General features: G+C 43.7%; 12 protein-coding genes and 1 rRNA gene. 8 read left to right on the top strand and 5 right to left on the bottom strand.

All coding sequences use genetic code 11. From position 1 onward, the window contains the following. Window positions 1–98, top strand: a 5S ribosomal RNA gene (rrf, locus tag MUY27_RS18540); the annotation flags it as partial. 571 nt (window positions 99–669) lie between these two features. Then, window positions 670–1,002: a hypothetical protein gene (locus MUY27_RS18545; RefSeq protein ID WP_245132586.1), complete on the top strand. Its 333-nt coding sequence runs from the start codon at window positions 670–672 to the stop codon at window positions 1,000–1,002. Here MUY27_RS18545 and MUY27_RS18550 read toward each other — a convergent pair whose 3' ends face one another. Next, on the bottom strand, window positions 1,003–1,374 hold the full coding sequence (locus MUY27_RS18550; RefSeq protein ID WP_245132587.1) for a response regulator: 372 nt from the start codon (window positions 1,372–1,374) through the stop codon (window positions 1,003–1,005). A gap of 180 nt (window positions 1,375–1,554) precedes the next feature. Here MUY27_RS18550 and MUY27_RS18555 point away from each other — a divergent pair, with 180 nt between their 5' ends. Further along, window positions 1,555–2,562 carry a LacI family DNA-binding transcriptional regulator gene (locus MUY27_RS18555; protein WP_245132589.1) on the top strand — a complete coding sequence of 336 codons (1,008 nt, stop codon included), beginning with the start codon at window positions 1,555–1,557 and terminating at the stop codon, window positions 2,560–2,562. Window positions 2,563–2,653: 91 nt separating this feature from the next. Here the strand turns inward: MUY27_RS18555 and MUY27_RS18560 are convergent, their stop codons facing one another. After that, window positions 2,654–3,283 (bottom strand): NAD(P)H-dependent oxidoreductase, encoded by a 630-nt coding sequence (locus MUY27_RS18560; RefSeq protein ID WP_245132592.1) that lies wholly within the window; start codon window positions 3,281–3,283, stop codon window positions 2,654–2,656. Between the two features lie 66 nt (window positions 3,284–3,349). Beyond that, entirely contained in the window at window positions 3,350–5,548 is a 2,199-nt protein-coding gene (locus tag MUY27_RS18565) for a biosynthetic peptidoglycan transglycosylase (protein ID WP_245132593.1), read from the bottom strand. A 129-nt stretch (window positions 5,549–5,677) separates the two neighbouring features. Between MUY27_RS18565 and MUY27_RS18570 the strand changes: the two genes are divergently transcribed. From MUY27_RS18570 to MUY27_RS18580, 3 genes are all read left to right on the top strand, one after another. After that, entirely contained in the window at window positions 5,678–6,748 is a 1,071-nt protein-coding gene (locus MUY27_RS18570; protein WP_245132596.1) for an Mrp/NBP35 family ATP-binding protein, read from the top strand. Window positions 6,749–6,781: 33 nt separating this feature from the next. Further along, a complete protein-coding gene (locus MUY27_RS18575; RefSeq protein ID WP_245132598.1) occupies window positions 6,782–7,060 on the top strand; it encodes a NifU family protein in 279 nt (92 codons plus the stop codon). Between the two features lie 113 nt (window positions 7,061–7,173). Continuing rightward, on the top strand, window positions 7,174–7,812 hold the full coding sequence (locus MUY27_RS18580) for a peptidase associated/transthyretin-like domain-containing protein (protein WP_245132600.1): 639 nt from the start codon (window positions 7,174–7,176) through the stop codon (window positions 7,810–7,812). On the opposite strand, the gene def is transcribed toward MUY27_RS18580, so the two are convergent. Then, window positions 7,813–8,382: a peptide deformylase gene (def, locus tag MUY27_RS18585; RefSeq protein WP_245132602.1), complete on the bottom strand. Its 570-nt coding sequence runs from the start codon at window positions 8,380–8,382 to the stop codon at window positions 7,813–7,815. Between the two features lie 493 nt (window positions 8,383–8,875). Continuing rightward, on the bottom strand, window positions 8,876–10,105 hold the full coding sequence (locus MUY27_RS18590; protein WP_245132603.1) for a M16 family metallopeptidase: 1,230 nt from the start codon (window positions 10,103–10,105) through the stop codon (window positions 8,876–8,878). A gap of 73 nt (window positions 10,106–10,178) precedes the next feature. Here MUY27_RS18590 and hpt point away from each other — a divergent pair, with 73 nt between their 5' ends. Then, window positions 10,179–10,724, top strand: a complete 546-nt coding sequence (hpt, locus tag MUY27_RS18595) for a hypoxanthine phosphoribosyltransferase (RefSeq protein WP_245132605.1) — start codon at window positions 10,179–10,181, stop codon at window positions 10,722–10,724. A gap of 1 nt (window position 10,725) precedes the next feature. Further along, the gene (locus MUY27_RS18600) at window positions 10,726–11,415 is read left to right on the top strand and encodes an SGNH/GDSL hydrolase family protein (protein WP_245132607.1); all 690 of its coding nucleotides are present in this window, start codon (window positions 10,726–10,728) and stop codon (window positions 11,413–11,415) included. The last annotated feature ends 5 nt before the right edge of the window (window positions 11,416–11,420 follow it).

The following is an 11,420-nucleotide window of genomic DNA, read 5'->3' on the forward strand; positions in this document are numbered from 1 at the left end:
CGGCGGTGTCCACCTCTTCCCATTCCGAACAGAGAAGTTAAGCCCGCCAGAGCCGATGGTACTGCAGTAAAATGTGGAAGAGTAGGTCGGCGCCAAACTTTATTCAAGCAAACCCTTTAAGCAACATGCTTAAAGGGTTTCTGTGTTTATAGGCCGCTCGCTTCACAAAGTCTCCCTAAATAGATCATCCTATCCAGAATAGTATAAAGATCATTCTGTCCGCAATGTTACCGGGGCGACTACTTGATGTTCTATGTGTTGGACCTTTGTTAACCATAGTATGGTTTTATCTTAAGGAATCTTTTGATTATTTATTTTAAAGGACGCCGGCACGCAGGGTGCAGGACTATCAAATAGTTAACTTGGCTTGTTGAGCTTTTAAAGCTGCAAAAGGGCATCTCGGGAACGTTTCCGGATTAACTATTGGTGGAAAAATATTTCCTATGATGGAAATTTTTTAGCGGCTCTTTAAAATAAAAAATCAAATAAAATTATTAATGAAATCTTCATCATTTTTTTTTACGTTTGTCCTGTAATAGTAAGTGATCTTACTTACTACTATTGTGATAAGGTTTAGGTTTGAGGCCCCAAGCAGCGAGTGCAAGGGGCTTCATTTTTTTTATAGGAACGATTATTGTAATAACATTACTATAACTGATCCTTCTGACTATGGAGCCGACTCAAATCATTAATCTTGTATATCATCACATTAGTTCTTCAATAACCGAGCGCCTTGCAAAGCAAGGTTATTTACCCGCTCAGGAACAGCATAACGATATCGTATTTGACAGCCGTTATATCATCTGGTCTAACGATCAGGATGCGTTGCGACTTACTTGGGATGGGAAGGAGGAAGTATTTCTTCTGGAAGTAACTTATACTTTACCCATATCGGGCGTTACCCAATGGGAAGAATTGGCTGAGGTGCCTTTTAATATCTCAGGCTACAACCAAGATGACGAAAAGCTAATATTAGAAACGCTGTTGGAGCCGCTAAACTAATTATGCAGCTGCTTCGATCTGGCGATTCACCCTGTCAATTAAGAAGTAGATATCAAAGGGCTTTGAGATCACATCATCCGGTGCGCCTTCCTGTTTAAGCGAATCTTTAATGTCATCCCGGGAAGAGCACATAATCACCGGCAAATTTTTTGTGTCATCTGTGGTTTTCAGAATCTGGCAAATCGTCCTCCCGTCCGCATCGGGAAGTTCCGCATCCAATATCACCAGATCGGGGTGATCTTTCCTCACATGGTCTATTACCCCGTCACCGCAGCTTAAGGCAATAACCTCGTAGCCGTTAGTTAAAAGGATATGTTTCATAATATCCAGGATAAATTCATTATCGTCCACCAACAAAATCTTCGCCTTCATCTTCTTTATTTTTATCTAGTAGGGCAATATGTATACCAAAAGGTATTAATAAAACTTGGTGCTATTGCTCGCACACTTTCAATATCACTTGTAACTTCTTTAGGGGTATTTTAAACTTGCGTGCTATTTTGTATAAATTTGCAAACGCCCCTATTAATAAAACCGGGATTTTAACGCTCCATGGATAAGATTAATATTAAAACGCTCGCACGAGAGCTTAATCTGTCTACTTCTACGGTCTCCCGTGCGTTTAACGGTGCTACAGATATCAGCCAGCAAACAAAAGAGCGGATACTGAGTGTAGCGCGTGAACGCAACTATTTACCTAACCATTATGCAAGTAATCTTCGTGATAAGAAAACGCAGACACTGGCGGTTATAGTACCTGAGATAGCAAATGATTTTTTCGCCCAGGCCATTAACGGTATAGAAGATGTGGCCCGAACGCATGGTTTCTACATTTTACTCTATAGAACAGATGACAATTTCGACCGCGAGGTGGCTTTTGTAAATTATCTGAACAATGGTAAGGTAGACGGCATTATCATGTCCGTATCGGGCGAAGGGAACGATCACCGGTATCTAAAGACACTTGAACAGAAGAAAGTACCAGTAGTATTTTTCGATCGTGTGTACGAGGATATAGAAGCGGCAAAAGTAACCACTAATGATTATAAAAGCAGCTTTGCCGCTACCCAGCATTTAATAGAAAAGGGTTGTAAAAGGATTGCCTGCCTGGTTATCAATAAAACGATATCTATTGGTAAGACAAGAACGCAAGGTTACATAGACGCGTTAAAAAGACACCAGATCCCGTTTGATGAACGGTTGATAATAGATTGCTCTGTTAACGATAAGGAAAATGTGGAACTGCTTAAAAATAGACTATCGCAGTTAAAACCAGATGGCGTTTTTAGTTCGGTACAGCGGTTAGCTTTTGCAACATACCAGGCAGCTTACGAATTAAAATTAAACATCCCCAAAAAGCTGAAGCTGATCAGTTTTTCAAGTCTTCAGATTACCCCCTTATTAAACCCGCCGATGTCTACCATCACGCAGCCGGCGTATCAGATGGGGGTAGAGGCTGCGAAACTTTTATTTGAGACGCTGGAGAACAAAGATATAGACAACCGCAAAAAGCACGTGGTTTTAAACTCCAGTTTGTTTATTCGGAAATCATCAGAATAGCTGCTCTAAAGGGGAAGGCCGAACAGAAATACATAAAAAAACGAAGCCCCTTCCATTACAGAAGGGGGCTTTGCCAGTTTGTGTGAACAACTTATATATGTATGAAAAGTTCGCTTTCTTCTTTACGAACTTTGGCATAAGCACTGTAAGGATCATCGTCTGCACGGTAACCGATCGTAGCAATTACAGAAGCGGTAAGGCCTTTCTCTTTCAATCCTAATATTTCGTCAAACTGCTCTGCGCTGAAGCCTTCCATAGGGCAATTATCAATACCGAGTTCTGAGGCTGCAGCAGTTAAAATACCTAAAGCGATATAAGCCTGTTTTTGAGCCCAGATCAAACGTTGTTCATCGCTTAAGCGGCTAACAGCGCCCAGCATCATCTGTTTATAACCCTCGACGCTTTCGTATGAAGTTTGGCGGGTATTAACTACTTCGTCTATACGTTTTTGAACGTACGTTTCATCTATATTGGTTTCAGCAGCAAAAACGATCAGATGGGAAGCATCTGTAATTTGCGATTGGCCATAGGCAGCTTCGCGCAGTTTTGCACGAACCTCTGGATTGCTTACCACTACGATGCGATAATGCTGTAAACCTAATGAAGAAGGTGCAAGGCGAACATCGGCCAGTAGTTCTTCTAATTTATCTGCAGGAATTTTTTTGGTAGCGTCGAACTTTTTTGTTGCATAACGCCATTGTAACTTATCTAAGAGTGACATAACTTCTTGTTAAATGTTAAACAAAATTAGGTGTTTAAACATTTAATGTTGTCACTTTGTTGTCAATTATCCTAAACCTCTTTCATGCAGTAACCGGCGGCGTTCTTTTTCCAGCCGTTTCTGCTCGCGTTTTTCTTCCTTCTGGCGTTTTTTTGCGGCTGCTGCGCTATCGACGTTGGTGGTGTCTTTTTTACCGCCGCCAAATAGCCGTTTAAAAAATCCGGGCTTGTTATCCTCGTCTTCCTTGTCTTTTTCCTTGGCTTTGGTGTCAGACGTGGCAGGTGTTGGCACTACGCCAGTTTGTTCGTCATCACCGTTACGGTTCATAATACTGTCAACGGCAGCATCGCTGCTTTCAACAACGGTAGGCTCGGGGCGAAGGCTTGGCTTAACCCTAACGGTGTAAAAGCCATACGCAGCGGTGTCTGGTTCTGTAAGGCCATTCTTAGCCATCAGGCGACCGATCAGGTTGAAATAGCCATGGAGCCTCGGATTAAGCGAACCATCCGACAGGAAGGCGTATAAGCCCTTTTTAGGGTTAGGCACAATGCTGGCCAGGTAGATACTCTCGCCAAGGGTAAGATCTGCCGGACGCTTGTCGAAATAATACCGCGAAGCTTCACCAATACCGTAAACGTTGCGACCCCATTCAATAATGTTGAAATACACTTCCAGCATCCGGTTTTTGCTCATCAGGCGGTTATTCTCAATCAGCCAAACGATCAGTGTTTCTTCTATCTTGCGCGACAATGTTTTCTGTCGGCTCAAGAACGCATTTTTTACCAGCTGCATAGAGATGGTACTGCCGCCGCGTTTAAATTTCTTTTCTTTAAAATCTGTAGCGATAGATTTTCTGATAGATTCCTCTACAAAACCATGGTGACGGAAGAACGAAGGGTCTTCCGCTGTCATCACGGCATTACGCAGATCTGGCGATATATCTTCTAAACGGGTAAAGTTTGGATTGGATGGGCCGATGAAACGCGGCGGCATGGGTTTGCCTTTTTCATAGGGCGTATAAGTGAAGTCCTGGTTTAGCCTGGTTAAATCAGTTTTGCCAAATTTCAGGATCTTGAAGTTGTCTTTTTGCAACCGCGAATCGAACTGCACATTATCCGGGTCTTTGGTATCCAGGTGGAAATTTAAGCTATAGTTTAGCTTACCAGAAACCTGCATGCCTTCAAGCGATTCGAACATGCCTTGCGGGAATGAATTAAACAGGTGTTGTGCATCAATCCAACCGGTGTTCAGTTTCAGATCATAGATCTTATTCGGCCTGATGGTGTACTTAATAAACGGATTAGCCGTGGCATCTTTTAGCCTGATGACAGAAGAACTGTCGATAGAGAAATAATCTGCGCCAACAAAAAGGTTGGCATCAATGCTGCCGTCCGGCACGATCACATCATTAGCAGAAAATGCAGCATGATTAATGAGCAGGTTGCGGATGGACGATGAAACGTAGATGCGCGTTTCGCCGCTGCTATGCTCTACTTTATTAAGTTTGGTATCCAGTGTATCGAAATTCAGTTTCAGGTGGAACTTCTTTTCCACCAGGGGGAATTCCACTTTCTTTCCTTCTGCGTAAAATTTCACGTCGATGTTCTTGTCAGAAGGGTGCATCAGGCCGGTAAAGTGCCAGGTGGCTTCGCGGTCGTTTACTATGATAGTAGAGGCAAGTTTTCCGTCCTCGATGCGTGCAGTAGTACAAGCTAATTTTACCTGGTTGCTGTCGTCGGCAAAGCTCATGTTAAAGTTACGGACGTTCAGGTTATCCGGAATTTTATATAAGATACCGGTCACCACACGGTCGGCCAGTTCGCCAAGGTCTACTTTCGACTTGGTTTCGGTAGTGTCTTTTTTCTTCTTGAACAGAAAGTCGAAGTTACGTACACCGTTTTTACTGGTCAGGTTCAGGTAGCCATTGCTCAGGTTTACCTCGGCCAGTTTTACGTTGCCCACTAACAGCGGCATTAACTTAACGCTCACTTCGAAGTTATCAATGCGGAGCAGGCTGTCGCGATGATCGGGCACGATAGTGATATTGCTGAAGGATACCGTACTGAGCCCTGTAAACCTTGCAGAGCCTATTTTTACATCTAAATTATAATCGCGTTTGGCTTTTAATTTAGCTTTGCTGATTGCTTTTTGCAACAGTATTTCGCGTTTGGTATAGGCAATTGCGCCCCCGATAGCTACCAGGATAAACAGCGAAACAAGAACAATAACAGCAATACGTATATATTTGGAGTTAAGGCGATGCATCTGAGAAATTTAATCAAACATAAAACTAAATCCGAACGCTTGCAAAACGGTTTTTAGTAAAGTTTATTTCCCTAACAAAAGCAACCGCCCCAGGTTTTATAAATTTACACCGACAAATTACTTTAAACGATGATAACAAAAGAGCAGGTATTACAGGCATTAAGCCATGTTGAAGAACCAGATCTGAAAAAAGATCTGGTGACCCTGAACATGATACAGGATATAGAGATACAAGACAACAAGCTGCGTTTTTCTGTAGTGCTTACTACGCCTGCCTGCCCGTTAAAAGGCCTGATAGAAAATGCCTGCCGTAATGCTATCAGCCATTTCATCAGCCCGGAGGTACAGGTGGAGATCAACATGACCTCGCGGGTAACTACGCAAAAGAACACCGGTGTACCAGGCGTGAAAAATATCATCGCGGTAGCATCTGGTAAGGGCGGGGTAGGTAAATCTACCGTGGCTGCTAATCTGGCCCTCGCTTTATCACAAACCGGTGCTAAGGTAGGTCTGATCGACGCGGATATCTACGGGCCGTCTGTGCCGATTATGTTTGGTCTGGAAGGTGCACGCCCGCAGGCCAGCCAGGTAAACGGCAAAACACGTATAGAGCCGATTGAGAAGTACGGCATTAAGTTGCTGTCGATAGGGTTCTTTACAGACCCCAACCAGCCGGTGCCATGGCGTGGGCCGATGGTTTCGACTGCCGTGAAGCAATTGTTTAACGATGCCGATTGGGGCGAACTGGATTACCTGGTGGTAGACTTGCCGCCCGGCACCGGCGATGTGCATATCACCGTTACTCAAACCTTCCCGGTAACGGGCGCAGTGATTGTAACTACACCACAGAACGTTGCCCTGGCGGATGCGCGTAAAGGAATAGGCATGTTCTTGATGGAGGCTATTAATGTACCGGTTTTAGGTGTAATAGAAAACATGGCTTACTTCACACCGGCCGAACTTCCGGAGAATAAATACTACATCTTCGGGCAGGGTGGCGGCCAGAGACTGGCAGCGCAGATTGACGCACCATTCTTGGGCGATATTCCGTTGGTGAAGGGCATCAGCGAATCCGGCGATGCGGGCGAACCGATTGTGTTGCAAAAAGATAACCCGATGGCCAGCGCCTTTTTTAACATTGCTGAAAGGGTAGCACAGCAGGTGTCTATTTACAATGCGCGCGTTGCCGATAAAGCATAAATTAGTTATCTTTACGTTATTAACCAGATTATAATGAGTTTAACAGATCAGGTAGAGGCAGCATTAGATACGATACGTCCGTATCTGGAGGCTGATGGCGGGAATGTATCGATAGAAGAGATCACTCCGGAAAACGTGGTAAAATTAAAGTTACTTGGCTCTTGCGGTTCTTGCCCCATGAGTATCATGACTTTGAAGGCGGGGATAGAACAGGCCATAAAAAAAGCAGTACCCCAGATTGTATCTGTAGAGGCGGTAAACCTGACGGATATCGACGATCCGAACGCGGTTTTGCCAGAGAACCTGCGTTAGTGTTAAGTTGTGTTAAATTGTAAGCTTTTACAAGAATAGGCAGTATTTTTGCGTTCCTGATAGAAACCTTTTATCAATAAAAAAGTAAATTATTAGTCGGGACATAAGAAAGCATGAAGCGTTTAGCGGGCATATTAGTTTTAATGTTGTTTACAGCACTTGCCGCTTTTTCTCAAAAGGCAGAAAAGCCACTGGTGCAGTTTAGCGGTATTGTGCATAATGCCGACAGCATGAAGGTAATTGTGCCTTATGTGACCATTACCAACGTTTCTTACGGTAACCAGATCAACCTTTCTAACTATAAAGGCTATTTTTCTTTTGTTGCCCATGAGCAGGATACCCTGCGCTTTACCTGCGTGGGTTATGAGCAGCAGACGGTAGTGATCCCGGCTGGTACAGGTAAAAGTTATATTTTGCAGATCAGCCTGAAACCGCAGACCATTCACCTGCCGATGGTACGCGTATTTCCATGGGCCACTACGGATGAGTTCAGAAAGGATTTCCTGACGATGAAAATTGCAGATGATGATCTGGAAAATGCCCGTAAAAATTTAAGCAAAAGCGCAATATCTGCCTCGCAGAACGTTTTGGCGCGTGATGCCCAGGAGATACAATCTTTTAATGCACAGCAAATGCACTATAACCTGATGAATTCGCATTCGCTTACACCCAACCCGCTGCTAAACCCAATTGCCTGGGGCAGCCTGATTAAGCAGATTGCAGATGGCGATAAAAGCCGCAGTAGTAACTAACTATCTGCCTTTTTTAACTGCCGGGAATTTCATTTTATAGTCTACCTTCACCATTCCACGCGAAATATCGTTCAGTCTCTTTTCGATCAAACGTTTGCGGAGCGGGCTAAGCTTATCGGTGAATAGCTTCCCTTCGATGTGATCATACTCGTGCTGAATGATGCGTGCAGCCATTCCGCTGTACTTTTCTGTATGCTCGTTCCAATCCTCATCAAAATACTTGATCAGGATATTCTTGTTACGGTAAACATCTTCACGGATATCCGGGATACTGAGGCATCCTTCATTAAATGGCCATTCTTCGCCGGTTTCTTCCAGTATTTGCGCGTTGATGAAAGCTTTCTTAAAATCTTTCAGCTCCGGTTCGTCATCATCAAAAGGGGTAGCATCAATTACGAATATGCGTTTCGAAAGGCCAACCTGCGGCCCCGCTAAACCAACACCGTGAGCAGCATACATGGTTTCGTACATATCGTCGACCAGTTTTTTAAGGTCGAGCTCGTCTTTTTCAATATCAGTCCCTTTTTTTCTTAAAACCGGATCACCGTACGCTACAATAGGAAGTTTCATTCTACAAAATTAAGGAATTAATTATTCTGGTGAAATTTCTGACTGTTTGCTGAATCTCATAAAGGTTGCGAAGGGTGGCCCCTCCTAAATCCTCCCCGGTAGGGAGGACTTAAAATTCCCACTCCTTTTGGAGAGGCTTCGAGATAGCTCCTGCGCTGGAGGCCAACTAAACGTGCGCGTTCTGTTTATCATATGAACTTTGTTTTCTAATGCTGGCAACCGGCTTTTGGAAGAAGCAAGACAGAAAAGTATATTACTGGCGTCAATGCTTTAGTGATGAACAGAGCGTAAGCGTACTAAGTTGTCGCATCCAGCGCAGGCTGCAACCACCGGCTTTGCAGTAGCAGAGCAAGTACATAGACTGCGGTGCCAGCGACGAGGTTTTCTTTGGCTACTTTCTTTTAACGGCTAAAAGAAAGTAGCTTCCACTAATGCTCATACTGCACACTACCCTAAATAGTACTGTAAAATTATTCCTTAACTTAAATCTGAGTTATTCTCCCGGCTCAAAAATCAGCGTCGTCATTCGTTTTTCGTCGAGCATCTCATTACTGATCTCCAGCAACTCTTCTGCTGTAACAGCGTTAATTTTGGCAATTACTTCCTCCAGCGAATCGATATAATTAAAATCCATCAGGCTTTTTGCCATAGAGATAATCAGGCTCATGCGGTTTTCTTCGGCAAGCGCTATCTGCCCGGTAAATTTCTGCTTTGCGCGTTGCAATTGTAAGTCGCCCAGTTTCTGGTCGCGCAGCTTTTTAAGTTCTTTGTTCACCAAACGCATGGCACGCTCGGCTTTCTCTTTGTCTGTTCCGAAGTAGATAGTAAAAAGCCCGGTATCGGTAAAAGGGATATAATTAGATTCGATGGTATAGGCAATACCATGCTTTTCGCGGATCTCGAGGTTCAGCCGGTTGCTCATGCCAATACCGCCGAGCATATTATTCAGCAACAGTAACCCGCTTTTAAATTTGTGAGAACTGGCATAGGCCTGCATGCCCATTACACAATGGGTTTGCGAAATTGGCTTGGCGCTGCGGATCAATTGAGGTAGATTGATCACCGGTTTTTCGCGGTTCTTAGCATTGATGTTAGCGGGAACGCTGCCAAAGTACTTCTCCGTTAGTCGCTGCAACTTACTGAAATCGTAATTTCCGAAAACTGCAAATATAATCTGGCTGGTGTTATAGTTTTTATCTATGAAGGTTTGAATATCTTTTTTACCCAGTTTATTTACAGTTTCAGGCGTGCCCAAAATATTGCCGCCCATGGGGTTGCCTTTGAATAAAAGCGATTCAAAATCGTCCTGTACGGCTTCCTCGGGCTGGTCGAGGTAGGAGGCAATTTCGTCAAGGATCACGCCGCGCTCTTTTTCAATCTCCTCCTGCGGGAAGGTAGAATGGAAGACCAGGTCTTCGAACAGGTCCATCGTCCGTTCCAAATACTGGTTTAAAAAAGAAGCATGTATGCAGGTATATTCTTTGGTTGTATAGGCATTCAAGTCAGCGCCCACTAACTCCAACCGGTTCAGGATCTGGTTGGTATTACGCCGTTCCGTTTCTTTAAACAGCAGGTGTTCTATAAAATGGGCCAGGCCTTCCTGTTCTGGTCCCTCGTCACGTGAGCCTGCATTGATCATGATGCAACAATGAGTAATGGGCGAAGCCGAAGGGTGATGCAACAAACGAATGCCGTTTGGGAGTGTAAAAACCTGGTATTCCATAAGTAAGGGTGCAAAGATACGCTTATTTAAATCTATAGTTAACAGTAGCGTAGCTAATGCTTAACTTTAGGGCATGAAAGTAAAAGTTGCCGACCTTGAGTTTGAAACCTTAATAGAGCATAAAGCAATTTTAAAACGTACTGCCGAGCTAGCCGAAGAATTTAACCGTGCCTATGCAGATAAAACACCGGTATTTCTGGGAGTATTAAATGGCAGCTTTCTTTTTATGGCTGATCTGGTAAAACAGGTTAATGTCCCCTGCGAGGTTACTTTCACCAAGCTGGCATCTTATTATGGCGGCACCAGTACTACCAGAAATGTACGGAGTGATATAGAGCTAAATACGAATATTACCGGCCGGCATGTAATTATCGTAGAAGATATCATAGACTCTGGTAACACCCTTGCTTACCTGATAGAACGGCTAAGAACGCATAAGCCAGCCTCGCTAAAAGTATGTACACTGCTCTCAAAAACAGATGCGATTGAAATATTAGTGCCTGAATTAGCTTACGTAGGATTTGAAATAGAAAATGAGTTTGTAGTAGGCTATGGCTTAGACTATAAAGAGTTGGGACGCAACCTGAATGATATTTACAGATTAGTTAGTGTTGAGTAGTATGAAAATAGTATACCGGCTGGTACTGATTGTTTTTATTGCGCTAAGTTTTTATAGCTGCAAGAAGGACAGTAACAATCAACAGCCGGATGCCGTAACTCAGACCTATCATAATGTACTTATACTGGGCAATAGCATTACCTACGCTACTGCAGATGGAAATTTAGGCTGGAAAGGTAACTGGGGAATGGCTGCCAGTGCACCTGAGAAAGACTATGTGCACCTGTTGACTAAAAGCTTGCAAACCCTGGCTGCCGATTGTAAAGTGCAAGCGTTCAATATCTCGCCGTTTGAGTTTGATTACAAGAATTATAACCTGGATAACTTACAAACGTATCGTGACCTTAAGCCGGACCTTTTGATATTAAGGATTGGCGAGAATGTGCAACCCACCAATTTTGATGCCGTAGCATTTGAACAAAAGTATACCGCATTGCTAAGCTATTTCAAAAGCACTAATCCCAACCTGAAAATTTTAGCCGTATCCTCATTCTGGACAGGCCGCGACTATGTTGATCAAATCATGGCGAAGTATCCGCCTTATTTATCATTAGCTTATTTAGGGACCGATCTAAGCAATTACGCTTTAGATATGCCTAACGTGGATTACGCGGTTCAAACACACCCCGGCGATAAAGGCATGCAGGCAATTGCGGATGCCATTTATAAAAAGGCGACAACGATAAAATAAACCCC

The sequence above is a fragment of the Mucilaginibacter straminoryzae genome, from assembly GCF_022953055.1.
GTDB lineage: Bacteria > Bacteroidota > Bacteroidia > Sphingobacteriales > Sphingobacteriaceae > Mucilaginibacter > Mucilaginibacter straminoryzae.